This is a genomic window from Bizionia sediminis, assembly GCF_042684585.1.
In the GTDB taxonomy this organism is placed as follows: domain Bacteria; phylum Bacteroidota; class Bacteroidia; order Flavobacteriales; family Flavobacteriaceae; genus Algorimicrobium; species Algorimicrobium sediminis.
The window spans coordinates 45842-72031 of sequence record NZ_JBHULS010000001.1 but is presented as its reverse complement, the minus strand read 5'-3'; the positions used below and the strand labels follow the sequence as shown (position 1 = coordinate 72031).

Here is a 26190-nt window from a genome sequence, read left to right as displayed (position 1 = left end):
AACACCTATGAAAAAGATATTGTTATTTGCGCTGGCATCCACGCTGCTGCACCAAGTTCAAGCGCAAGGTATTTCGGATGCCTTGCGATATTCGGAAGATAATATACAGGGTTCTGCTAGATACAGGGGGTTAAGTGGCGCATTTGGCGCGCTTGGAGGCGATATAAGTGCTATAAGTATCAATCCAGCTGGCTCGGCTGTATTTAATGACGGCATGATTTCCTTCTCGTTAGCCCATATGAAAACAAAAAATGAAACCACATATTTTGAAGGAAGCGCCAATACATCGGATACCAATTTTGATATTAACCAAACAGGTGCCGCTTTTGTTTTTCAAAACAACAATCCTAATTCTGCTTGGAAAAAATTTACTTTAGCTGCTAGCTACGATAAAATTAACGATTACGAAAACGATTGGTTTGCTTATGGCACCAATCCAAACACATCCATTGCCGATTATTTTTTAAACTACGCTAATGGACTACGATTGGACGAAATTAGTGCTTTTCCCGGTGAATCGTTCTCTGAAGCTTATCGCGAAATTGGCAGCTTTTATAGCTATGGCCACCAGCAGGCTTTTCTGGGATACGAATCGTACATATTAAACCCATTAACAGCAGACGACGCTAATACAGTATACACATCGGCTATAGCTCCGGGTAGATTTTACCAAGAGTATACTTACGCCTCACGGGGATTTAATGGTAAGTTCACGTTCAACGTGGGAGCACAAGTAGGAGAAAAGTTGTTTTTAGGGATAAACCTAAATTCGCATGTTATTAACTACGAACGCTCTACTTTTTTATATGAAGCAAATAACAACGTAGGTTCTGTGGTTAATACCGTTCGTTTTCAAAATAATTTATTTACCAATGGCTCGGGATTTTCTTTTCAGCTTGGTGCCATTTACAGAGTTACACCTAGTTTGCGAGCAGGATTTAGCTACAATTCTCCTACATGGATTACCTTGGAAGAGGAAAGTTCGCAATCTATATCTACCTTAAGACAAGAAAACGGTGGTAATGTTAATCAAATTGTAAATCCGTTTATTACTAACATTTTTCCAACTTATAAATTGCGTAGTCCAGGTAAATATACTGGTAGTGTTGCTTATGTTTTTGGTAATAAAGGCCTTATTAGTTTTGACTATAGCATAAGAGATTTTAGCAACACCAAACTAAAACCTGGATCTGACCCATTTTTTAGTCGTGAGAACAAACGCATAGAAAATCTGTTAAGTACCGCAGCTACTTACAAAATTGGGGGTGAATATAAACTACAACGCTTTAGCTTTCGGGCTGGATACCGATTTGAAGAAAGCCCTTATAAAAATAACAAAGTTGTAGGCGATTTATCGGGTTATTCTGCGGGAATAGGTTATAACTTTGGTAATTACACGAAGCTAGATATTACTTACGACCAAACCAACCAGACCAACAAAAATCAGTTATACACGGTTGGCTTAACAGATAGTGCCTCTGTAGATAGCAAAGTAGGTATTATTACCGCTACTTTAAGCTTCAGTTTGTAATACAATTTGCCTGAATTTTAACAGAAACCCGAACTTTACGTTTCGGGTTTTTTTATAATCATAAGTTGGGTGCCACTTAAAAAAGTAAAAAAACGGCGCGTTTACAACTGGTTACCTATATTACCCACATCTGCCTTTTATTCTATCTATTACCTAATTACAAGTGCACAGCTAAATAGCCCAATACCGGTAAAGTTAGAGCTCTTCGCTTACCTTACCTTTGGTGCATCTACGTCATTTTATACACCGTTTATATCCTGTAAAATTAACCACATGGCCATGCTCCAGAAAATGCTTGTATTTTAGGTTTACAAGCTGCTTTATTAACACATAAATAAGGGAAACAGTTCTGAAAGTTTGTAGTGTGTAAATGCCTATAAAGGTAGCCTTAACAAATGGTAAAATTAGCTTTACATATTTAAAATATTCATATAACCTTTACCAAAAAAAAAGACCAAACCTTATATTTCTATAAGCGTTCGGTCTTTCTAAGGTTGGTTAGTATTTAAGTTGGTTTAGCGCTTCAAGGTAAAGTGAGCTTTAAATTGTTTCATCCCTTCGGCGGCCGATTCTTGGTAATCTATAGTAAACCAATAGTCGCTTGTTGGCATCTGCTCACCATTGTAAGTACCATCCCATCCTGGACCATTTGGATTTAACTGTTTTAATAGTTTACCAAATCTATCGTAAATATAAATTTTAACATTCTGTAGGTGCTCTACACCAGCAATTTGCCATGTATCGTTATCACCATCGCCATTAGGTGTAAAGAACAACGGATAATCTAACACGAAAACTTCTACACTGGTTTCACCACATCCATTAATATCGCGAGCTTTGATAATATGCGATCCAATAGATACATTGGTAAAGGTATACGTATTGTTATTTGGACTATTTGATACCCAAGGCCCGTTATCGATACTGAATTCGAAAACAGACGAGCCATCACCACTAGCCGAGGCCTCAATAACATGATTATCTGCAAAGGCTAAAGTTGTTACGTTTGCTTCCAGCACTGGAGGCGAACTTACAATTACCGTAGTAGATAAGAAGCTAAAGCAGAAGTTATTTACGTCGGTTACTAACACAGAGTAAGTACCACCAGCAGTGGCTTCGTAGCTTGCATCGGTGCCAATTATAGTAGTAGGATTAGAAGCTTCGGTCCACTCGAAGGTGTACAAGCTTGGATCTAGATTGGTATCTAAAATAGGACTACTTACTACTTCGGAACCATTTGTATTAACACACAACGTATACGAATCTGCTAACGTAAAGGCTGGAATTGGATCCACTATTAAAGTCATCGTCGTGGTATCGTAACAAATATCCTCTGGCGTGGTATCATTATCCACGCGTACGTAAATAACTTGTGGGTTCACGGTATTTTCAAAAGGCACGCTTAAATCGATAGCGTTTATAGCTAGGTCGGCATCTGTTTGACTGGTGTAGTAGGACACTGTAAAGTTTGCAGGATTTTGCCCATCCAGGACATTTGCATTTTGAGATGCTAAATCGAAGCCTACTGAATCGTTTGTTGGATTGCCATCAAACTCCATATTGTCATCGCAAAGGGCATACTCCAGTGGATTGTTGTCTGGGTTTGCTGTAGCCCCTTCTTGTACAATTACAAAGAAGCTTTGCGTAACAACATCGCAGCCCGTGGTTGTATTTCTGATGTTTACAAAAATCTCCTGCGGATTAACCGTGTTTGTAAAAGCGCTTGGGTTAGCAATACTACCTGTACCCGCCTCTGCAGCTGCTAAAGACGTGTAATAAGTAACTTGAAAACCTGTAGCACTTTGACCGCCAAGAACATCTAAATTTCTTTGCGTTAAATCGAAAGTAAATACATTATCAAATGGCACATCGCAGGCTATAATGTCCTCTAGACTATCTGGTGTAGCTGGCAATGGGTTTACAATTATATTAAATGTTACCACTGTATGGCAACCAGTACCCATATCGGCTGGGTTTGCAGGATCGCCAGTTTTTGTTACTCGCGCATAAATAGTTTGCGGAGAACTGGTATTTTGATATGCTGTTGGATCTGGTATCGGGTTATTACCAGACTCTGCATCGGCAGGAGTTGTGTGGTATGTTACCGTTTCATCGAATGCATTTAGCATTGCTGGTTCGTTTACCGTTAAATCAAACAGCTCTTGTAAATCGCCTGGATTGTTATCATCGCAGAGCTCCAAATCACTTAAATTATCGTTAGGCGTAGGTAGCGTATTAACTACTAACGTTAACGTTGTTATAGCTGAACAGCTTATACCACTAGACGTTTCTGTAACAGTTACAAAAATTGTTTGTGGGTTATGCGGCAGGCCATTTATAGACGTGTTGGTGTAATTTGTGTAATCTGGTATTGGCGTTCCGGCAGCAATATCAGCTAATGTTTCGTAATAGTCCACAGTTAAGGTGGCGTCGAACCCGGTAATAATATCATCTCTTGTTGTTAGGTCGAAACTTGCAAAACCGTCGTTATTAATACTATCATCACAAATTTGGAACAAGCCGTTTTCGGATGCGATGGTAGGTGGTAAATTCACTATTAAATCGAATTGCCCCACCGTTATACAACCATTGGCGCCTTCTAAGCGTACATATATAGTACGGTTTGCCGAGACATAATTAGACAATTGTGGTTGTACAATAGGGTTAATACCCGGTGTAGCTTCAGCATTTGCTAAGGACTCATGGTATGTTAACACATAATCGGCTGGATTTTGTGTGCCATAAATGGTGGCATCCATAGTTGTTAAATCGAAACTTGCAATACCATCATAATCATCGTCGCATGTTGCATACGGATCTATTGCCAATGGTACCTCTGGTGTTGGTTGTACAATTAAAGTGAGTTCTACAATTGTAAAGCAACCTGTTGTTGGATTTTCTGCACGAACATACACAATATCCGTGTTTTGATCGTTGTTTTCGTACATATCTGGCAATTGGTTAACGCCATCGAATGCATTTTCGTAAGTACCATGATACGTAATATTATTACCTTCACCGTTATCTATTTCTAACGTGGCTTGTTGTAAATCGAAAATAGCATAGCCATCGTTATCCACATCACACTCCGCTAGCGGCGTAATATTAGCTGTTGGGGTAGGTGTTGGTACGTTGGACACTTCCAATGTTAAGGTAGATGTATTGGTACAACCTGTAGTGCCATTAGTAACCAATACAAATATTGTTTGCGGATTATGAGGTAGCCCGCCAATAGATGTATTTGTATAGGCCGTAAAATCAGGAATTGGATTTGCTGGAATATCCGCAGCTGTTTCAAAATAACTTACAGACCAATTGGTATTACCACCCGTAATAATAGCATCCTGAACCGTTAAATTGAATACCGCATAACCGTCGTTATCAATTGTATCGTCGCAAATACTTAAAACTAAAGCGTCTGGCGTTGTTTCTGGAACTGGTAATGGGTTTACAATTAAATCCAGTGTGGTAGCCGTATAACAGTTAGTTGTGTTATTTTCTACACGCACACCTACTGTATGCAGATTTGGAATTGTATTGGTAAAAGCACCCGGAGTAGCTATATATGAAGGTGCTGTTGGACCAACATCCGCATCGGCAGGATCTGCATAATAAGTTACTGTAAAATCGGCTGGGTTTAAACCATTCAAAATATCAAGATTTCTAACCGTTAAATCGAATTCGGTTAATCCGTCAGCAACGGCATCATCACAAAGCGTTATAGGATCTGGATTCTCTTCAATAACCGGTGTTGGGTCTACAATAAGCTGTAATTCTACAATTGTAGGGCAATCTGTAGTAACTCCTGCGTAATCCACACGAACATAAATAATTTGCCCTAGTAAGTTAGATAAGGTTGTACCTAGTGGTAAAACGTCATCTATGGCATTTTGTAGTGTAAGGTGAAAGGTTACTTCTAGAGATGGATCTGTAGTTACTTCGGCAGCTACTCCAGATAAATCGAAAGTTCCTAAACCGTCGTTGTCTGGATCGCAGTAATGTAAATCTGAAGGCGTATTGGCTGCCGGTGCACTCACTACAGACAGTGTTAATGTTGTAATATCGAAACAACCGGTTGTAGCGTCTTCAATTCTAACTGAAATTACCTCGCCATCCGTACCCATATAGGCGCTTGCAGATGGTGATACTTCTGGTGTACCAGCAATAGCGTCGGCTGGTGAGTTGTGGAATGTTACCACATAGTTTGGGTTATTACCCGTAATTTGATTAACTGTTGTTGTTAAATCCATGACAGTCATACCGTCTGGCACGTTATCATCGCAAGCAAATAACGGATCGGGTGCTACAAAGGTTGGTAGCGGATTTATAGTTACCACAAAACTATTTTCGTCTGAACAGCTTGTATCGGTTGCATTTTCGGCGTATACATAAATGGTTTGTGTAGTCGTAATAACTTCACCTGCATTTAAAACTGTACCCGTTCCATTTGGACCTGTGTAATATGTACCATTGGTTAGAGCTGGCAAGGCATAGCTTACGCACTCTGTAACATCTAATGGGGCATCTACAGGAGGCGTATTATTTATGGTTACTACAAAACTACTTTCATCTGTACAGTTAGGAGTTGAACCGGTTTCGGCATAAACATATAAGGTTTGCGTCGTTGTAATTGTAGTGCCTGCACTTAATTGGGTTCCTGTACCTCCTGGACCCGTGTAGTAGTCTCCTACAGTTAACGCTGGTAAGCTGTAACTATCACAGGCAGAAACATTGGCCGGGGTATCTACTGTTGGCGTGACATTAATAGTAACTATAAAACTATTTTCATCGAAACAATTAGGTAGCGTGCCTGTTTCTTCGTAAACATAAATGGTTTGGCTGGAAGTTATAACCTCTCCTGCGTTTAAGATAGCACCAGTTCCATTTGGACCTGTGTAATATGTGCCACTTGTTAAGGCTGGTAATGTATAGCTATCACAAATTGTTACATCCAAAGGCGCATCAACCACAGGGGTTGTATTAATGGTAACATCAAAACTATTTTCAGCAAAACAATTAGGTGTTGTTCCTGTTTCTGCATAAACATAAATAGTTTGCGAAGTTGTTATTACATTGCCCGCATTTAACTGGGTTCCAGTACCACCTGGTGCTGTGTAATAGGCACCTGCTGTTAAGGCAGGTAATACATAGGAGTCGCAGGCAGTTACATTAGCCGGAGCATCTACCACCGGGGTGTCGTTTACGGTTACCAAAAAGCTATTTTCGTCCGTACAGTTAGGTGTCGTTGCCGTTTCGCCGTATACATAAATAGTTTGCGTAGTAGTTATAATGTCCCCAGCGCTATAAGCCGAGCCTGTTCCGTTAGGTCCAGAAAAATAATTACCACTTGTTAAAGCCGGTAGCGTATAACTGTCGCATACGGTAACATTGGCCGGCGCATTGACTACCGGTGTATTATTTACAACCACCGTAATTGTGCTTGTTGCGGTATCAAAAGGCGCGGACAAACCGTCGTCTACCAATGTTACTTCGTAAGTAATTGTTACTGCTGGTGGTGGCGATAATACTAATGTAGGGTTGGTTCCTAAAACTGTAGGATTACCTTGCACTGTCCAACTATAGCTAAAATTACCAAAAGCTGTAGCTGGTGTTGGTGTAGCCGTTAGGGTTACATCTGCACCTGTTGTACTACAAATTGTTGGTGTGTCTGCAGCAGCTGATACCGATATGGTACAAGTATTAACTGTTACTAAAAAACTATTTTCAGCGAAACAATTAGGTACGGTACCTGTTTCGACATACACGTAAATGGTTTGTGTACTGGTTATTATACTACCCGCATTTAAGACTGTACCAGAACCACCTGGACCCGTGTAATACGTGCCATTAGTTAAAGCTGGCAAGGTATATTCGTTACAAACCGTCACATCAGTTGGGGCGTCTACAAGTGGAGTTGTATTAATGGTAACATTAAAACTTAATTCGGAAGAACAGTTTGGCAATGTACCTGTTTCTGCGTAAACATAAATAGTTTGCGACGTTGCTATTGTATCGCCGGCATTTAACTGGGTTCCTGTACCGCCTGATGCTGTATAATAGGCACCTGCCGTTAATACCGGTAGCGTATAGCTATCGCAAGCTGTAACATTTGAAACAGGGTTAAGTACTGGGGTATCATTTATAGTCACAACAAAACTATTTTCGTCTGTACAATTAGGGGTGGTTGCCGTTTCGGCATAAACATAAATTGTTTGTGTTGTTGTTATAACTTGGCCAGGGTTAAGTTGCGTACCGCCGCCATTTGTAGCCGTAAAGTAATTACCACTTGTTAAAGGCGGTAGCGTATAGCTGTCGCATGCTGTTACATTGGTAGGGGCGTCTGCAATAGGGGTATTATTTACGGTAACTGTTACAGTATTTGTAACCACATCGTTCGGAGGCGTTAAACCACTATCTGTAAGTGTAACTTCGTAAGTTGTTGTGGTTGCTGGTGGTGGCGATAACACCAAAGTGGCATTCGTTCCTAAAACAGTAGCGTCGCCCTGAACTGTCCAACTATAACTGTATGTTCCTATTGGTAAAGCTGGAGAAGGTGTTGCTGTAAGTGTAACATCTAGACCGGCAGCACTACAAATAGTTGGTGTATCGGCAGCAGCTGAAACTGCTAACGAACAGCTATCTATAGTTACTACAAAACTATTTTCAGCAGCACAGTTAGGCGTTGTGGCTGTTTCGGCATACACGTATAATGTTTGTGTACTTGTAATAACACTGCCGGCTGTTAATAACGTACCGGTACCACCTGGACCGCCTGGGGCTGTATAATAATCGCCTCCAGTTGTTAATGCCGGTAAAATATATTCGTTACAAACAGTTATGTCTGCAGGATCATCAATTACAGGTGTGTTATTTACCGTTACCGTAGCAGATAGATTAACAGGACCGCCACATACTGAATTTAAATTATCGGTAGATATTAAGTTTATAGTTTGCGTGGTCGTAATACCCGAAAGCGTTATAACCTCGATACCAGTAGGATCTAAAGTTACTGTTTGCGTTGGGCCGCCGTTAATATTGTATTCCACTACATCGTTTTCTGAACCTGTAATGGTAAAAATAGCATCGCCTGAATCACAAACATCAGCACTAGCTGTAACGGTTACAACGGGAGTTGGCTGCACGACTACTGTAATTGGACGAAAGGCAATATATTCGACACCTGTCAAGGCATCGGTATAAGTTACTTGTGCTACATAAGTGGTAGTTTGACTGGGTGTAACCACTAATGCCGTAGGATCTGTTCCTAAAATTGTGCCGTCTTCGGCTATCCATTGAAAACTTGTTATAGTTGTACCATTTGGTACAAATTGCCAAGCCTCTGGTGCCGTAAAGGGAATATCCCAAACCCCTGTATTTCTACCTGGGGGAGCGTAACCAACCGTTCCTGCCGGGTTTTGGATGCCAATGGCTGCGCGGCCACCAGCCCATGAACTACAAACAGGTTTTTGAAAAATATAGGTTTCAACTACATTGGTTGTTTCATAGAACATAATCATTTGTGATGTTTTAAGTGGCGTACAAGGACTACTAAAATGCGACACATTAAAGAAACTAAAAACAAACACTCTAAATGGCGCTTCCCCTTTAATACTATAGGTTATATTATAATCCGTACCTAAAGCTCCTGAAGTGGCCGGGTTCATATCATGAACGGCTCCAAAAATGTTTCCATCGCCTAAAGCGCCATCTGTATTGTTAGGAATTAAAGCACCAGCAGCTGGAGTCCAAAAATGAAATGTATTTGCGTTGGAAGTATCAAAACTAATAGCACCATTAGTGGATAACACACAGTTGGAATAATTTTGTTGAAAAAACTCAAAATCAAAAGCAAAATTAATTACACCGCTCCATATATCATCTGTTGTTAATGAGGTACCTGTTGCCGTATCGCCAAATGAAAACGGTGGATTAAACGGAATGGCATTTACCATGTAGCTGTTGGATTCACCTATTTCTTGAAAATCGGCAGATAACGTAAGCGGCGGAATTGTACCGGTGTTTAAGTCCAAACAAAACGGATCTGTAATACAAACATCTCCCCCACAATTAACATTACCAGAGCTTGCCGAAATAGACATTTCAGAAGATCCAGAACCAGAACTAATAGTACTTGGGAAAACGCGTATTTCAATAACTGCAGTATCACAATTAGTTGGATTAGCGTTTTCACAAATCTGGTAGGTAATATAATAAATACCTTGCGGCGTATTGGCACCTACCGTAACAAAACCTAAAGGGTTTAATGTAACAAAACCAGACGGATCTGGCACGGTTTCAGTAATAGTAAAGTTTCCAAAGGTACCGAACGTTATAGCGGTTCCATTAAAATAATCGTTTAAGAAAATACGATTCCCTGTTGATGAGGCAGCCGCCGGATTATCAGCACGACCAACAACCACGTCATCAATGGCTATAAGCTGCGCATAGGTTGCACTAACCAACAACAAACAAACTAAAGTAATTATCTTTTTCATAAGAATTTAACTGTACTATATATAATAGGTATGAGTAATCCTGTTATATAAGTTTATTAGACTATTAATATTTTGTGGTGTAAATTAAGAAAAAATTAAGGAAACCAATTACATTTTGAAAGGAAATTAATTGTTTGTTAATAGCCTTAACTAAAAATTGGAATTTCCTATCTTTGCAAATTGCAAACCTATTTATTTTTAAAATAATGAAAATTAACGATAACACAGCTGATTTTGATACCATTGGCGAGGAACATGTAGGAACGTCGGCTGATACTCCTTTGCGTGATGATGCTTTTGTTTTAAGTAACGAAGAAAAAATTAATTTAATAAAGGAAGATGTGCGTCATATAATGGACACATTGGGACTAGATTTAACAGACGATAGTTTAAAAGGTACCCCAAACAGAGTTGCTAAAATGTTTGTTAACGAAATTTTTGGCGGTCTTAATCCCGATAAAAAACCAAGTGCCTCTACCTTTAGCAACAAATATAAGTACGGTGAAATGCTGGTTGAAAAAAACATAACTGTGTACTCCACCTGCGAGCACCACCTATTGCCCATTGTTGGCAAAGCGCATGTGGCCTATATTTCTAACGGGTCTGTTGTGGGGTTATCCAAAATGAATCGTATTGTCGATTTTTTTGCCAAGCGCCCACAAGTACAAGAGCGGTTAACCATACAAGTTGTTAAGGAACTGCAAAAAGTTTTAAATACAGAGGATGTTGCCTGCGTAATTGATGCAAAACACTTATGTGTTAATTCCAGAGGTATTCGCGATACAGAAAGTAGTACAATTACAGCAGAATTTGGTGGCAAATTTAAAGAAGCCGGCACCCGACGTGAATTTCTAGATTACATTAAATTGGATACTGCCTTTTAATATTAGTTACAGCGTTTTATGATGTAAAAATGCATAACTAGTATTTAAAAGACACATTTGGCCTGAACTCTTTAATGAAACGCAGTTCTGTTTTTTTGTCTTCAAATTGAAGATAGTACAGCTTAACCAATAACGAAAAAGGGCATGCTATGCCGATTGCCTATGGTTTTCGTTTGAATTATTAAAGCAACTTATAAGTTCAAAAGAATTAAATATCGTTTTAGAAGATACCTTTAAAAATATTAAATTAGACCTACAATTAATTACCAATAAAAATTAATGCATTCAGAAATTATGTTCTGAATGCTTAAAATAACTGTTCCAACAGAAGATTAGTTTAGTTTACTTTACAACGCTACATTAAATACCAAACAAAAAAACATGCAACGATACAAACAACACGAATTAAAAGTATACAATTCGTTATCAGGAACCAAAGAAACCTTTACTCCTATTACAGATGGTTATGTAGGCATGTATGTTTGTGGGCCTACGGTTTACAGCAACGTGCACTTGGGTAATGTGCGCACCTTTATGTCTTTCGATATGGTTTTTAGGTATCTAAAACATTTGGGGTATAAGGTACGCTATGTACGCAACATTACAGACGCCGGCCATTTGGAAAATGACGCTGATTCCGGAGAGGATAAAATAACAAAAAAAGCACGTTTGGAGGCCATAGAACCTATGGAAATTGTACAACGTTACACAGTTGATTTTCATAATGTATTAAACACGTTTAACCTGTTACCTCCTAGTATTGAGCCTACCGCTACAGGCCATATAATTGAACAAATAGAACTTATACAATCCATTATAGACAATGGTTTGGCTTATGTTGTAAACGGCTCGGTATATTTTGATGTTCATAAGTACAACCAAACACACGAATATGGTATTTTAAGCAAACGTAAGCTTGAAGATCTTATTCATAACACCCGAGCGCTAGATGGCCAAAGCGATAAAAAGAATCCGCAGGATTTTGCACTTTGGAAAAAAGCAGAACCCAGCCATATTATGCGCTGGCCGTCGCCATGGAGCGATGGTTTTCCTGGTTGGCATCTAGAATGTACCGCCATGAGCACCAAATATTTAGGCGATTATTTTGATATTCATGGTGGTGGTATGGATTTAAAATTTCCACACCACGAATGTGAAATAGCTCAAAACCAGGCATCTAAAGGGCAAACCCCAGTAAAATACTGGATGCATGCCAACATGTTAGAACTTAATGGTGCCCGTATGAGCAAATCTACTGGTAATTATATAAATCCAGCCGAATTATTATCGGGCGAGAACAACATCATGTCCAAAGCTTATAATCCTAGCGTGGTACGCTTTTTTATGATGCAAGCCTCGTACAGAAGCGTTTTGGATTTAACCGATGCGGGTTTAGAATCGAGCGAAAAAGGTTTTAAGCGCCTTATGGAAGCTATAAAACTAGTAGCCAAACTACCTACAGCCGCTAATTCTACCTTTCAAATTTCGGAATGGCAACAAGCTTGTTACCAAGCCATGAACGACGATTTTAATACACCCATACTTATTGCGCACCTATTTGAAGCTGTAAAATACATTAACCAAATTAATGAAGGTAATGCCACCATAACGGCATCCGATTTGGCACTGCTTCAAAATACCTTAAACACATTTGTTTTTGATGTACTTGGTTTGGAGGAATTGGAAAAAGCAGATACGGCCTCTACCAAACTATCGGGCGCGGTAGAATTGCTTATTAAACTACGCCAAGAAGCCCGAGCCAATAAGGATTTTGCGCTTTCAGACCAAATTAGAGACGAGTTGGCTTTATTAGGCATACAGTTAAAAGACTCCCGAGAAGGAACAACCTTTAGTTATTAACCGGCCATAAAAAGTATGGTATTAATACCCTGTTAGTGCTGTTTTCTTAAACTACTGTTTCAAAAAAACAACCAATTACCACACATGAATTTTTGTGATTAAAAAAATACTAACATATCCATTTTTGTTTCTCATTAAGGTGTATCAGCTTTTTATATCGCCGCTTACCCCACCGTCTTGTAGGTTTCAACCTACCTGTTCGCATTATGCTAAAGAAGCTTTAGAGGTGCACGGTTTTTTTAAAGGTGGCAAGTTAGCGCTTATTCGTATTTTTAGTTGCCACCCATGGGGAGGCAGCGGTTACGATCCCGTTCCTAAAAAAGACAGCCACTAAGCATACACATTCCTAAAGGCAAGTACTAAAAACCAAACAAATTAACGGCTGTTTGTGTTTATAATTCAGGATGGAAATAAGAGGCAGATTAAATTGGATACTTTTGTATACAAACACAGATTGTATATATTTACGCTCTTAAATACAACTTATGTTATTACTTCAATTTGACTGGAATCCAGTAACTGGAATAGATATTTTCGGAAATTTTAAGCTTCACTTTTACAGTGTCATGTGGATAGTTGCCTTTTTATTAGGCTTCCAAATAATGAAACGTATTTTTTTAAAAGAAAAAGTAAGTTTAGAATACCTAGATCCTTTATTTATTTACACCGTATTAGCCACCATGTTGGGTGCTAGAATTGGACATGTTATTTTTTATCAATCCGAACTAATAACCGAAGACTTTTTTAGTGTGTTTCTTCCATTCAGTTTTAGGAATGGTGTGGAGTTTACAGGTTTTCAGGGTTTAGCCAGTCATGGTGCCGCCATTGGTATTATTATAGGCATGTATTTGTACCGTAAAAAATACACCTATAAATCGCTTATTTGGATTTTAGATCGGGTAGTTATTTCTGTTGCAGCAGGCGCCGTTTTTATACGTTTTGGAAACTTTATAAACTCCGAAATTATAGGAAAAATAACCACATCGCCATTTGGCGTTCGTTTTATACAGGAATATTATAGCAAACGCCAAATTATAGAAGCCACTGGTATTAAGGACTATAAAGAAGCGTATGCAGCCGTAACCAATAATCCGCAGTTTCAAACCTTACTCGAAGCCGTGCCATACAGACACCCAGCACAACTTTACGAATCTTTTTGCTATATTTTTGTTTTTCTAATTCTTTGGTTTGTGTACCAAAAAACAAACAAGGGGCAACAGGGCGGCTTTTTATTTGGTTTATTTTTAGTTTTGCTTTGGACAGTTCGCTTTTTTGTTGAGTTTGTAAAAGAACCACAAGGCGATGAGTACATTACTTTAATGGGCTTAAATACAGGGCAAATGTTAAGTATTCCTTTTATACTTATTGGCTTGTATTTTATGTTTGTATATAAACCTAAATCTAGCAATACGTAATATGACAACCCGGTATTTAAAATTAGTTTTCCTTTTAGCCTGCTGTTTTTCAACCGTATATACCTGTAAAGAAGCGCCTAAAAAACCGAAACAAGTAGCGGTTTCCTTTACAAAAGAAGGCACGCTACAGCTTCTAAAACAAAATACTGATTCTGTTATTGTTACATTAGACATAGAAATTGCCGACAACGAATTTGAAACCCAAACGGGGCTTATGTACCGCCCCTCTATGTTAAGCAACCGAGGTATGTTATTTATTTTCCCAGATGAACAACCCCGATCCTTTTACATGAAGAACACCCGCTTTCCCTTGGATATTATTTACCTAAATGAAGCCAAACGGGTAGTGAGTTTTCAAGAAAATGCACAACCTTTTAACGAAGGTTCTTTACCCTCTAATGCGCCAGCAAAATATGTATTAGAAGTAAATGCTGGATTAGTTGAAAAATGGCAGTTAAAAGTTGGCGATAGTATGTCGTTTTCTAAAACCAATTAATACCCAAAATTGCGACGCTAAAAGCTGCTTAATTTTTTGTCACTATTTTAATACTTATTACCAAACCTTTACAGAGTATTACATAAAAAACAGCGATACGTTTATTCAATTTTTTGCAGGTTTCTTTTTAACACCTTTAAGCAGACCTAGCAGGTTTTAAAAACCTGTTAGGTCTTTTTATAGGTAACAATTTTGGCGCATTTTTTTACTTGTTAATCTTATCTCCAATATTTGATTTTCACAAGCCAAGAGGACGAAAATATGGCCCATAAAAAAAGCCTTTTTGATGGTATTCAAAAAGGCTTTATTGTATCTGTTACTAAACTGATTAAGCTATTTCAGCTTCCTCTGGTTCAGGTTGTTTGTTCTTTAAAGCATCGGCTGCATCGCCTTTTTTAACAGCATCGTACATTAACGGTGTTGCTATAAACATGGACGAATAGGTACCTACAATAACACCTACAATTAAAGCGAACATAAAACCGCGAATAGAATCGCCACCAAAAATAAAGATGGACAATAACACAACCAATGTTGTTAACGAGGTATTTAACGTTCTACTTAAAGTGCTGCTTAAAGACACATTAATTACTTTATTAAAAGCCCAAGATGGATGCTCGTTGAAAAACTCACGAATCCTATCGAACACAACCACCGTATCGTTAAGGGAGTAACCAATTACAGTAAGAATGGCTGCAATAAAGGCCTGATCTATTTCCATACTAAATGGCATAAATCTGTAAGTTAAAGAGAATACACCCAATAATATTAACACATCATGGAATACCGCAGCAACGGCTCCCAATGAAAACTGCCATCTTTTAAATCGGATTAAGATGTATAAAAACACCACTACTAACGACCCTAAAATGGCCCATATAGACGATTTTTTAATATCGTCTGCAATAGTCGGACTCACTTTATAGTATTTCATTAAACCAGTGGTTTTCCCTTGGTCGTCCGCTATAAACTCTTCATACGTTAATCCGTTTAAATACGGTTGTAATTCTGTAAACAACGTGTTTCGTATCTCTTCATCTACCGCATTATCTGTTTCGTTAACCTTATATTTGGTTGTAATTTTTAATTGGTTTGAACTACCAAACGTTTTGGCTTCGGCACTTCCGAAGGCATCTGCTAAAGTTTCCGAAATTTCGTTGGCGCTAACAGGCTCGGCAAAACGCACTTGGTAAGTTCTACCACCCACAAAATCCACACCTTGGTCTAAACCATTTGTAAATAACGATCCTAAACTTACCACAATAGCTACACTTGAAATAATGTAAGCTGCTTTACGCTTGGTAAGAAAGTTAATATTTATGTTTCTGAATAGGTTTTTGGTAATAGCAGTAGAGAAATCTAAATTTCCTTTCTTGTTTGCATACCAGTCTACAAATAACCTAGTAATAAAAATGGCTGTAAATAATGAAGTTGCAATACCTATAATTAACGTTGTAGCAAAACCTTTAATAGGGCCCGTTCCAAATATAAATAAGATTAAAGCGGTTAAACCTGTGGTAATGTTAGCATCTAAAATAGAAGATAAGGCATTTCCAAAACCGTCATTAATGGAGGCTTTCATGTCTTTTCCTTTTGCCAGCTCTTCGCGCACACGTTCAAAAATAAGTACGTTAGCATCCACGGACATACCAATGGTTAATACAATACCTGCAATACCTGGCAAGGTTAGTACGGCACCAAGACCGGATAATACGCCAAATATTAAAACAATATTAAATATCATGGCTAAATCGGCAAACAAACCTGCTTTTCCATAGTATAAAAACATCCAAATAAGCACCACTGCAAGTGCGATTAAGAATGAATTCTGACCACTTTCAATAGCTTCTTGACCTAATGATGGCCCAACAACTTCACCCTGAATAATATCGGCCGAAGCTGGTAATTTACCAGCACGTAATACGTTTGCTAAATCCGTTGCTTCGTTTAATGTAAAATTACCAGAAATAGATGAATTACCACCAGAAATGGCCCCTGTTGTAACCCCTGGTGCAGAATACACCACATTATCTAAAACGATAGCAATATTTGACCCCTGATTAAAGGCTGTTCCAGTCATTTCTTCCCAGATTTTAGCCCCTTTAGAGTTCATTTGCATGGATACCGTTGGTTTCCCCATTGGGTCATATTCCTGGCGTGCGTCTGTAACTACCGCTCCACTTAATTGGGGTACGTTATCTCTGTTCCCTTTTAAAGCATATAAATCTACTACTTCGCTATCTTTTGCTGGTTTGCCAAAAGCGAATTTTGTAAAACGTTGCTCACCAGGTAATAAGGAGCGTACCTGTGGCATGTTTAAATAATTAAGTACAGTTTCTCTGTCCTTTAAATTAACCATAGCAATGGCTGCAGGATTTTGAGATTGGAATAATAAATCGCGTAACGGATTTATTTCTGTAGCTGTGGAGTCTGGATCGGCACCTAATAAATCTTCAATGGCAGCATCTTCAGAATCTTGCGGTTCTGTATCTTCCGCTACCGTTTCGGTTTTAGGTGTTTCTAATTCTTTTAACACATTGTTTGCTTCAAACAAAAATTGTCCGAACAAGTCGCGCTTGTAAACATCCCAAAATTCTAATTGCGCGGTACTTTGCAATAAACGAATGGCACGTTCTTTATCCTTAACACCTGGTAGTTCTACTAAAATACGTCCGGAGCTTCCTAAACGCTGAATACTTGGCGAGGTTACACCAAACTCATCAATACGCTTACGTAATACTTCAAAGGCAGAAACAATAGACTCGTCAATTTTACGCTCTATAATTGGTTTTACCTCCTCATCTGTCATGCTCCCTTCAATTTCACCATCCAATGCACGGGTGTAAAAAATTTCTGGTGAAGCTAATTTGGTATCGCCTTTTATTTTATCGAATGCAATAAAGAAGTCCGTAACATAGTCGTTTTGACTGTTTTTTTGAATTTCTGATGCATCATCCAACGCTTGGTTGAAAACTGGGTTTTTGCTATAATTAGCCAACCCTTTTAAAATGTCCTTTACAGACACTTGAAGAATAACACTAACGCCTCCCTTTAAATCCAAACCGAGGTTCATGGAGTTTTCTTTTACCTCATTGTAGGTATACTTGGCTACGCCCAAATTGTACACCACCTCGTTTTCTAGGGAATCAAGATATTTTCGCTCTTTTACCTCATCGCCATTTGCATACAATACAGCATCTTCATCGATACTGTTTGCCTTAAAAGTGAAAGATAGTTGGTAAATACTTACCAGTCCAAACAAAATTGCAAACAGTTTTACTAATCCTTTATTTTGCATTATGTGTTAAATTATAATTTATTGTTGATATTTTTAAAAACGAGCAAATATATGTTTTCTATAATGATTTAACAAAAGGTTTGATTAGTTTCTAATAGCTAGAAAACAAAAAAAAACAGCTTAAAAAGCTGTTTTTTAGATTTTACCCGATCAAGAAACTTACATGCCGCCTAAATTATCGGTTTTTGTGTAACCCTCTGGAGCCTTCATAATAAATTTATCATCGGCCACTTCGGCTTTTTTAACTTCGGTTACCTCGTTTGTTATGGTTAAAGCCATACCTGCTTGTGCCACATCCATTTTCATGTATAACGGGAAGCCTTCAATTTGTTGCCCTAATTGCGCCACCTGCGAATTCATAGCTTCAATTTTATCTGTAACATACACAGACATGTTAACTTTAGCGCCATTTTTATCCATGGTAACGTTGTACTCTTGGCAGGTATATCCTAATATTGTTTTCGTACCCGTACCCTTGGTTACCTGAACGCCTTCCAGGTCTTTTTCGGTTGGTGTAATATTTTCGGTAGCATACACCTTACCTGTCATTTGGTTATCCATGTACATTAACATATCTTTTGTATCGCCATCTATAATCGTAGTGGTACTGCCAGACATTAGGTTGAATGTTTCCGAACGGGTTTTATTACCCTTAAAATAAGTAGTGGTTAAGACATCGCCTACCATTGCAAGCTGGGCTTGCATTTGCTCGTTATCGCTAGTCATGGTTTGTTTGGATTTTACAATACCTTCTACAATTACGTCTTGTGCAAATCCGGTAAAGCTTACTGCTAATACTAGAGCAAAAATTAGTTTTTTCATTTAACTTGTTTTTTTTATTGGGTTATTACTTTTACTATTTGTTGCTCTAGCATGCCAAAACAACGGTTTAACATGGGGCAATTATAGTGCCAAAAGGCCATTTGTTTTTCTGACACCTTCTGCGCTTTCTTGCATGTGGGCTTTTTCGGCATCGGACAAGGCAATTTCAACAATTTCTTCAATACCATTACGACCTAAAATTACAGGTGCGCCAATACAAATATCATTTAAACCATACTCACCTTCTAATAATACTGAACATGGGAACATTTTTTTCTGATTGCAAGCAATAGCTTGAACCAAACCACTTACGGCTGCGCCCGGCGCATACCACGCAGAGGTTCCTAATAGTTTTGTTAAGGTTGCACCACCTACTTTGGTATCTTCTTTTACTTGGTTAAGACGCTCTTCCGATAAAAATTCAGAAACTAACACACTATTACGTGTTGCTAAACGCGTTAAAGGTACCATTCCTGTATCGCTATGGCCACCTATTACCATACCATCCACATCACTTATAGGCGCACCTAAAGCTTCCGCTAAACGGTATTTAAAACGTGCCGAATCTAGCGCACCACCCATTCCTATTATGCGATGTTTTGGTAAACCTGTTGTTTTGTGAACTAAATAGGTCATTGTATCCATAGGGTTACTAACCACAATAATAATGGTGTTTGGAGAATGCTCTATTAAACTTGAAGAAACGGTTTTTACAATACCTGCGTTAATACCTATTAATTCTTCGCGGGTCATACCTGGTTTTCTAGGAATACCAGACGTAATTACACAAATATCACTATTGGCCGTTGCCGAATAATCATTGGTAATACCAGTTATTTTTGTATCGAATCCATTTAATGAGGCTGTTTGCATTAAATCCATAGCTTTACCTTCTGCAAAGCCTTCCTTAATATCTAATAAAACAACTTCCGACGCAAAATTTTTAATGGCTATGTATTCTGCACAACTGGCTCCTACTGCTCCAGCACCTACTACTGTTACTTTCATGTATGTATTTTTTTTATTTGTGAAACATTAATGGTCACAAATTTAACATTTTTATGTTACAAACGTTTATAGTTTTTACGAAATATCTGTGGCATTTCCAACATGTTACCCTATCTATTTCAATCCTAATAAAAATAAACGAAAAGCACCCAATAAACGGACTGCAATGCGCCATGTTTGGAACTAAAAAAAGCGCTGGCCAACTAAATGAACAAGCGCTTTTTTATAATGAGACCTATGTTTTAAGCATCAATATTTGCATAAATAGCATTTTTTTCAATAAAATCTCTTCTAGGTGGCACCTCGTCGCCCATTAGCATAGAAAAAATACGATCGGCTTCTGCTCCATTATCGATATTTACTTGTCTTAAGGTTCTGTTTTCTGGATTCATGGTCGTGTCCCAAAGTTGTTCGGCATTCATTTCACCTAAACCTTTATAACGCTGAATTTTAGCGTTTTCGCCAAAGTCTTTTAAAATAGCTGCGCGCTCCTCGTCATTCCAAGCATATTGCTTTTTAGCGCCTTTTCTTATTAAGTAAAGTGGCGGTGTGGCAATGAAGATATGACCGTTTTCAATTAACTCCCGCATATAACGGAAAAAGAAGGTTAGTATTAAGGTTTCAATATGACTACCATCAATATCGGCATCACACATAATAACTACCTTATGGTAGCGCAATTTAGACAAATTAAGCGCTTTACTATCTTCATCGGTTCCTATAGTTACCCCTAAAGCGGTAAAAATATTTTTTATTTCCTCGTTTTCAAAAACCTTATGCGTCATGGCTTTTTCTACATTCAAAATTTTACCTCTAAGAGGCAAAATTGCTTGAAACGCCCTGTCGCGACCTTGTTTGGCCGTTCCACCAGCCGAATCACCCTCAACTAAATACACCTCGCATTTAGAAGGATCTTGCTCCGAGCAATCGGAAAGCTTACCAGGCAAGCCTCCAATACTCATAACCGTTTTGCGCTGTACCAATTCGCGTGCCTTTTGAGCGGCATGGCGCGCTTGTGCGGCTAAAATAACTTTTTGCACAATGGTCTTGGCGTCCTCTGGGTGCTCTTCCAAATAATCGGTTAACATTTCGGAAACCGCTTGGCTTACCGATGCAGACACTTCTCGGTTTCCTAATTTTGTTTTGGTCTGTCCTTCAAATTGTGGCTCCTGCACTTTTACCGAAATAATAGCGGTAAGGCCTTCTCGGAAATCATCTCCAGCAATTTCGAATTTTAAATTTTTAAGCAACCCAGACTCATCCGCATATTTTTTAAGTGTATGTGTTAATCCTCTTCGGAAGCCCGACAAATGTGTACCACCTTCATGCGTGTTAATATTGTTTACATAGGAGTGTAAATTTTCGGCGTAGGAGGTGTTATAAATCATGGCAACCTCTACAGGCACGCCATTTTTTTCACCTTCAAATGCGATTACTTCGCGTGTAAGTGGCTCTCTATTGCCATCTAAAAACTTTATAAATTCTTTTAAGCCTTCTTCGGAATGAAATGTTTCACCTACAAATTCGCCCTCATCGGTTTTATGGCGCTTATCTACCAAATGAATGGTAATGCCTTTGTTAAGAAAAGCTAATTCGCGCAAACGGCTTGCTAGGGTGTCGTAGCTATACTCCAGTGTTTGTGTAAAAATAGTAGCATCTGGCTTAAAGGTAACTATGGTACCACGCTTATCTGTTTCGCCCACGCGCTTTACAGGGTACATAGGCTTGCCTCGCTCGTACTCTTGCTCCCAAATTTCACCTTTTCGGTAAACGGTTGCTTTTAAGTTGTCGGATAAGGCATTTACACAACTTACTCCCACCCCGTGTAACCCTCCAGAGACCTTGTAAGAATCCTTGTCGAATTTACCACCGGCACCAATTTTAGTCATAACCACTTCCAGAGCAGATACGCCTTCTTTTTTATGCATATCTACAGGAATACCACGGCCGTCGTCCTCGGTAGTAATGGAGTTATCTGCGTTTATGGTAACCGTAATATTGTTACAATGCCCGGCTAAAGCTTCGTCTATAGAGTTATCGACCACCTCGTAAACCAAATGGTGTAAACCACGAACACCGGTGTCGCCAATATACATGGACGGACGCATGCGCACATGCTCCATGCCTTCTAATGCCTGAATACTATCTGCTGAATAGTTATCCTTGTTAAACGCTTCTCTTTCTTCGCTCATAAATTGAAATTTTAAAGTTGCACCTGCCTTTTCCATTGCGTAAACGCAAAAAGTGCGATGGTACAAACAAATTTGCTGTTGAATATTCGTATTTTATAAAAAGTTTTTTCTACACAAAAAAGGACGCTTTACCAGCATCCTTTATGAATACTTACAAATATACACTTTTTTAATGCTATTTGAAAGCTTTTTAAGCGTTGTAGTGCAAAATTATTAACAATTGTTAATTCCTACAAAACATCTTTAAATCGTTTAAAAAGGGGCTTAAATTTGATTTCGGCAAAAAATAACCAAATTAAAAAGCTTCAAAAATACAAAAACGCGTTATAAGGGCTTATTTGTTTCGTAACCCTGAACGCATACCGTTTTAAAACGACCAAAAACTAATTAATCTAGCTACCTAAAAAGGCCAAATTTAAAATTAATACCACTTATGATTAGAGTACATTCTTATTATTGTTATTTTTACAAAAACCGGCTGTTCTTTATAATTTCCGAACAGCATAACCTTAAAATTTAAAATAACATGAAAAAATTAACAGGTATTGTCGCTTTTGTTTGCATAGTAGCTTTATTTTTTAGCAACAATTTACAGGCGCAAACGTTTCCTAAATTAGACAAAAGTCCCATGGATGCGGCAACTTTTCCTTCGGATTACAAAAACGCTAATAAGTTTATAAAGGTAATTTACAGCAGGCCACAACTTAAAAACCGTACAATAGAGCAATTAGCACCTGCTGGTAAAGTTTGGCGTACTGGTGCTAACGAAGCACCAGAAATTACTTTTTATAAAGACACAAATTTTGGCGACAAGCTAATTAAAGCGGGCACCTATTCCTTGTTTACCATTCCAGGAGAAGAGGCTTGGACCGTTATTATAAACAAAGACCTTAACACTTGGGGCGCTTATTATTACAACGAGGCCAATGACGTGGCTCGGGTTAAAGCACCTGTAAAAATGGCTGACGAATCTGTTGAGGCCTTTTCTATAAGTTTTGACGAGAAAGGAACCATGCATATGGGCTGGGGTAACTTACGGTTAGCAGTACCAACTGCTACCAAGTAATACCCGAGCAAAATAAAAAGTAAACGCCTAGTTTGTTGTAATTCAAACTAGGCGTTTCTTTTTAAGGGATATTTAAATATTTATGGGTTTGTAGCGACACCTTCCATTTGGGATTCGCCATAACATAATCTACAATATCTGGCACCACCTTGTCGCGCTTACTCCATTCGGGCTGTAAATACAGCTTACAATTGGTATTAACCTTGGCCGCTTGCTCCTCCGCAAACCGAAAATCGTCTTTATTAAAAATAATACATTTCAATTCATGTGCTTTGGCGTACACCTCATGGGTGGGTAACTTACGTTTTTTAGGCGACAAGCAAATCCAATCCCATTGGCCTGTAAGCGGGTAGGCACCAGATGTTTCAATATGTGTTTGTAAACCTTCTGCCCTTAATTTTGAAGTTAAAGGATCCATATTCCACATTAGGGGTTCGCCTCCTGTAACCACAATGGTTTTACTGTATTTGGTAGCGTGAGCCACAATACTTTCAATAGCCGTTGGCGGATGCAGTTCTGCTACCCAGCTTTCCTTTACATCGCACCAATGGCAACCTACATCGCAACCGCCCACACGAATAAAGTAGGCAGCCGTTCCTTTATGAAACCCTTCACCTTGTATGGTGTAAAACTCCTCCATTAACGGCAATAAAAGCCCTTTATTTAACAATGCTTGTCTTTCACTTTTTGTCATAGCGTGCAAAGATATAAAACAAGACGCAGTCTGCTCTATATTGGTCCTTATTTTTAGCTAACGCATTTATAAACCACCAGTTAGTAAGTACAAACCATGCTCATTACATAGTATTCTTTTCTGCAATGACAAAACCCGCATATTATTCAGAAAAATTTCTGCTGATTAACAAGAGAATTGTACTTTTATACAAATTTTAGACCATGGAAAAAACCGAAACATTCCGGAAACACATAACCGAAGGAAACAGCTTTAAAGGCGAATTTATTACTTTAGGCTCGGCCATGTTAAATGGCAAAACCATAACCAATGCCTTTGTAAACATTCCGCTAAAACCCATGAACAGACACGGTTTAATTGCAGGTGCTACGGGAACCGGTAAAACAAAAACCCTTCAAGTGCTTGCCGAAAATTTAAGCGATAAAGGCATTCCTGTTTTGTTAATGGACTTAAAGGGCGATTTAAGTGGTTTAGCCAAAGCTAGTCCGGGTCATACCAAAATTAACGAGCGCCATGCTCAAATTGGTTTGCCCTTTAATCCGCAGGCCTTCCCCATTGAAATTTTATCGCTTTCAGAGCAAGATGGTGTGCGTTTACGTGCCACAGTAAGCGAATTTGGCCCAGTACTAATTTCCAGAATTTTAGACGTAACCGAAACACAAGCTGGTATTATTTCTGTTATTTTTAAGTATTGCGACGATCATAATCTACCCTTACTGGACTTAAAGGACTTTAAAAAAATACTGCAATATGCCACACAGGAGGGTCGCGAAGAATTTCAAGAACATTATGGTCGCATTTCAGCAGCATCTACAGGCGCCATTTTACGAAAAATAGTTGCTATAGAGCAACAAGGTGGTGACATCTTTTTTGGTGAAAAATCGTTTGAAGTGAACGACCTATTGCGGGTGGATGACAATGGCAGGGGCTTTATAAACATTGTGCGCCTAACGGACATACAGGATAAACCCCAGTTATTTTCAACCTTTATGTTAAGCTTACTTGCTGAAATTTACCAAACTTTCCCAGAACAAGGAGACACCGATAGGCCAGAACTTGTTTTGTTTATAGACGAGGCACACGTAATATTTAAAGAAGCCTCTAAAGCTTTATTAAGCCAAATAGAAAGTATTGTTAAGCTTATACGTAGTAAGGGTGTTGGCCTCTACTTTGTTACCCAAAACCCTACAGATGTGCCCGAAGCCGTATTGAGCCAATTAGGTTTAAAAATACAACACGCCCTCCGTGCCTTTACGGCCAAAGACCGAAAAGCCATTAAATTAGCAGCACAAAATTATCCAGACACTGCCTATTACGACACTGCCAGCATTTTAACAGCCTTAGGTACTGGCGAGGCTTTAGTTTCTGCTTTAAACGAAAAAGGACGACCAACACCTTTAGCCGCCACCATGATGCGTGCTCCTATGAGTAGAATGGACATTTTAACTCCTGCGGAAATTAAAGAAGTCCTTGGCCAATCTGCTTTAACTAAAAAGTATAACGAAGCCATAGATCGGGAAAGTGCTTACGAACTGCTTTCGGAAAAAATTACGCATGCCCAAGCACAAGAGCTCCAAGAAAAAGCAAAACAGGAACGGGAACTTTTAGAGAAAAAAACAGCTAGAAAACAAACTACAGGACGCAGCTCTAGCATGAGTCCGCTGGTTAAAGTATTAACCAGTGCCACGTTTATACGAAGTGTTTTTGGTATTTTAAGTAAAGCCATGAACAGCTCCAAACGAAATTAATTTTTAAACCACTAAATATATTTAAACCGAATGAGAAAAATAATTTTAAGTATTATTACCATTGCCGCTATCGCATCTAGCTGCTCAAACCAACCGGATCCTTTTCAAATAAGTAAAAACCGTGTTGGCCTGTTAACAGACACCACACAAGTAGCTAATTTAGCTATGGCATTTCCCAACGACACTATTGTAAAATTAGCCACCACCGAGGCTTATATGAGAGCCTACTCCGATATTGAAATTAGAGACAAAACAGGTAATACTTTATTGGTGTTAAGTCCGAAACAAATAACAGACTCCACCGCCGTAATAAGCACCGTAAAGGTTATGGATAGCCGCTATAAAACACCGGAAGGTATTTCAGTAGCTAGTACATTTGGCGAAATTCAAAAAAAATATACCATTTCAAGCATACAAAATACTATTAAAAATGTGGTAATTTTTGTGGATGACATCCAAGCCTTTTTTACCATCGACAAAAAGGAGCTACCGGCAAGCTTGCAATTTGATTCCAATACCCAAATTGAAGCAATACAGATACCAGAAACAGCAAAAATAAAATACTTTATGCTGGGATGGCACTAATTCATCGCAGTTGAATTTAAAACATGTAACACAAAAGCAGTACGCGTTGCTGTTTTTGTGTTACTTCAAGCGTTACACATTCTAAACCAAATTGAC

15 protein-coding genes are annotated in these 26190 nt (G+C 38.6%); 9 read left to right on the top strand and 6 right to left on the bottom strand.

All coding sequences use genetic code 11. From position 1 onward, the window contains the following. The first annotated feature begins 7 nt into the window (after positions 1 to 7). Complete coding sequence (locus tag ACFSQP_RS00240) at positions 8 to 1531, top strand: OmpP1/FadL family transporter (RefSeq protein WP_376890919.1); 1524 nt, start codon at positions 8 to 10, stop codon at positions 1529 to 1531. A 515-nt stretch (positions 1532 to 2046) separates the two neighbouring features. Here ACFSQP_RS00240 and ACFSQP_RS00235 read toward each other — a convergent pair. Then, positions 2047 to 10026, bottom strand: coding sequence for a T9SS type B sorting domain-containing protein (locus ACFSQP_RS00235; RefSeq protein ID WP_376890917.1), 7980 nt, complete (start codon positions 10024 to 10026; stop codon positions 2047 to 2049). A gap of 206 nt (positions 10027 to 10232) precedes the next feature. On the opposite strand from ACFSQP_RS00235, the gene folE reads away from it, so the two are divergent. From folE to ACFSQP_RS00210, 5 genes are all read left to right on the top strand, one after another. Continuing rightward, positions 10233 to 10910, top strand: coding sequence for a GTP cyclohydrolase I FolE (folE, locus tag ACFSQP_RS00230; RefSeq protein ID WP_376890915.1), 678 nt, complete (start codon positions 10233 to 10235; stop codon positions 10908 to 10910). 381 nt (positions 10911 to 11291) lie between these two features. Then, positions 11292 to 12770: a cysteine--tRNA ligase gene (gene cysS, locus ACFSQP_RS00225; RefSeq protein WP_376890914.1), complete on the top strand. Its 1479-nt coding sequence runs from the start codon at positions 11292 to 11294 to the stop codon at positions 12768 to 12770. 97 nt (positions 12771 to 12867) lie between these two features. Further along, positions 12868 to 13104, top strand: coding sequence for a membrane protein insertion efficiency factor YidD (gene yidD, locus ACFSQP_RS00220; RefSeq protein ID WP_376892098.1), 237 nt, complete (start codon positions 12868 to 12870; stop codon positions 13102 to 13104). A 151-nt stretch (positions 13105 to 13255) separates the two neighbouring features. Further along, positions 13256 to 14185, top strand: coding sequence for a prolipoprotein diacylglyceryl transferase (gene lgt, locus ACFSQP_RS00215; protein WP_376890913.1), 930 nt, complete (start codon positions 13256 to 13258; stop codon positions 14183 to 14185). A 1-nt stretch (position 14186) separates the two neighbouring features. After that, a complete protein-coding gene (locus ACFSQP_RS00210) occupies positions 14187 to 14681 on the top strand; it encodes a DUF192 domain-containing protein (RefSeq protein WP_376890911.1) in 495 nt (164 codons plus the stop codon). 328 nt (positions 14682 to 15009) lie between these two features. Here ACFSQP_RS00210 and secDF read toward each other — a convergent pair whose 3' ends face one another. From secDF to gyrB, 4 genes are all read right to left on the bottom strand, one after another. After that, positions 15010 to 17979, bottom strand: coding sequence for a protein translocase subunit SecDF (gene secDF, locus ACFSQP_RS00205; RefSeq protein ID WP_376890910.1), 2970 nt, complete (start codon positions 17977 to 17979; stop codon positions 15010 to 15012). A 159-nt stretch (positions 17980 to 18138) separates the two neighbouring features. Then, positions 18139 to 18801 (bottom strand): DUF4412 domain-containing protein, encoded by a 663-nt coding sequence (locus ACFSQP_RS00200; RefSeq protein ID WP_376890909.1) that lies wholly within the window; start codon positions 18799 to 18801, stop codon positions 18139 to 18141. A gap of 81 nt (positions 18802 to 18882) precedes the next feature. After that, positions 18883 to 19809 (bottom strand): malate dehydrogenase, encoded by a 927-nt coding sequence (gene mdh / locus ACFSQP_RS00195; RefSeq protein ID WP_376890908.1) that lies wholly within the window; start codon positions 19807 to 19809, stop codon positions 18883 to 18885. Positions 19810 to 20051: 242 nt separating this feature from the next. Beyond that, positions 20052 to 22001: a DNA topoisomerase (ATP-hydrolyzing) subunit B gene (gyrB, locus tag ACFSQP_RS00190; RefSeq protein ID WP_376890906.1), complete on the bottom strand. Its 1950-nt coding sequence runs from the start codon at positions 21999 to 22001 to the stop codon at positions 20052 to 20054. Between the two features lie 526 nt (positions 22002 to 22527). Here gyrB and ACFSQP_RS00185 point away from each other — a divergent pair. Next, complete coding sequence (locus ACFSQP_RS00185; RefSeq protein WP_376890904.1) at positions 22528 to 23067, top strand: DUF2911 domain-containing protein; 540 nt, start codon at positions 22528 to 22530, stop codon at positions 23065 to 23067. A 61-nt stretch (positions 23068 to 23128) separates the two neighbouring features. Here ACFSQP_RS00185 and ACFSQP_RS00180 read toward each other — a convergent pair whose 3' ends face one another. Then, entirely contained in the window at positions 23129 to 23761 is a 633-nt protein-coding gene (locus tag ACFSQP_RS00180) for a 7-carboxy-7-deazaguanine synthase QueE (RefSeq protein WP_376890902.1), read from the bottom strand. A 203-nt stretch (positions 23762 to 23964) separates the two neighbouring features. On the opposite strand from ACFSQP_RS00180, the gene ACFSQP_RS00175 reads away from it, so the two are divergent. Both ACFSQP_RS00175 and ACFSQP_RS00170 read left to right on the top strand, forming a co-directional pair. After that, positions 23965 to 25509 (top strand): helicase HerA-like domain-containing protein, encoded by a 1545-nt coding sequence (locus ACFSQP_RS00175; protein ID WP_376890901.1) that lies wholly within the window; start codon positions 23965 to 23967, stop codon positions 25507 to 25509. A gap of 30 nt (positions 25510 to 25539) precedes the next feature. Next, a complete protein-coding gene (locus tag ACFSQP_RS00170; RefSeq protein WP_376890900.1) occupies positions 25540 to 26094 on the top strand; it encodes a hypothetical protein in 555 nt (184 codons plus the stop codon). Positions 26095 to 26190: the final 96 nt, after the last annotated feature.

What these genes read in the sequence shown, in the direction of transcription:
- ACFSQP_RS00210 (WP_376890911.1), top strand. Translation starts at nt 14,187, where the DNA reads ATGACAACCCGGTATTTAAAATTAGTTTTCCTTTTAGCCTGCTGTTTT.
- ACFSQP_RS00185 (WP_376890904.1), top strand. Translation starts at nt 22,528, where the DNA reads ATGAAAAAATTAACAGGTATTGTCGCTTTTGTTTGCATAGTAGCTTTA.
- ACFSQP_RS00240 (WP_376890919.1), top strand. Translation starts at nt 8, where the DNA reads ATGAAAAAGATATTGTTATTTGCGCTGGCATCCACGCTGCTGCACCAA.
- ACFSQP_RS00175 (WP_376890901.1), top strand. Translation starts at nt 23,965, where the DNA reads ATGGAAAAAACCGAAACATTCCGGAAACACATAACCGAAGGAAACAGC.
- gyrB (WP_376890906.1), bottom strand. Translation starts at nt 22,001, where the DNA reads ATGAGCGAAGAAAGAGAAGCGTTTAACAAGGATAACTATTCAGCAGAT.
- ACFSQP_RS00200 (WP_376890909.1), bottom strand. Translation starts at nt 18,801, where the DNA reads ATGAAAAAACTAATTTTTGCTCTAGTATTAGCAGTAAGCTTTACCGGA.
- lgt (WP_376890913.1), top strand. Translation starts at nt 13,256, where the DNA reads ATGTTATTACTTCAATTTGACTGGAATCCAGTAACTGGAATAGATATT.
- folE (WP_376890915.1), top strand. Translation starts at nt 10,233, where the DNA reads ATGAAAATTAACGATAACACAGCTGATTTTGATACCATTGGCGAGGAA.
- mdh (WP_376890908.1), bottom strand. Translation starts at nt 19,809, where the DNA reads ATGAAAGTAACAGTAGTAGGTGCTGGAGCAGTAGGAGCCAGTTGTGCA.
- ACFSQP_RS00235 (WP_376890917.1), bottom strand. Translation starts at nt 10,026, where the DNA reads ATGAAAAAGATAATTACTTTAGTTTGTTTGTTGTTGGTTAGTGCAACC.
- ACFSQP_RS00170 (WP_376890900.1), top strand. Translation starts at nt 25,540, where the DNA reads ATGAGAAAAATAATTTTAAGTATTATTACCATTGCCGCTATCGCATCT.
- secDF (WP_376890910.1), bottom strand. Translation starts at nt 17,979, where the DNA reads ATGCAAAATAAAGGATTAGTAAAACTGTTTGCAATTTTGTTTGGACTG.
- ACFSQP_RS00180 (WP_376890902.1), bottom strand. Translation starts at nt 23,761, where the DNA reads ATGACAAAAAGTGAAAGACAAGCATTGTTAAATAAAGGGCTTTTATTG.
- cysS (WP_376890914.1), top strand. Translation starts at nt 11,292, where the DNA reads ATGCAACGATACAAACAACACGAATTAAAAGTATACAATTCGTTATCA.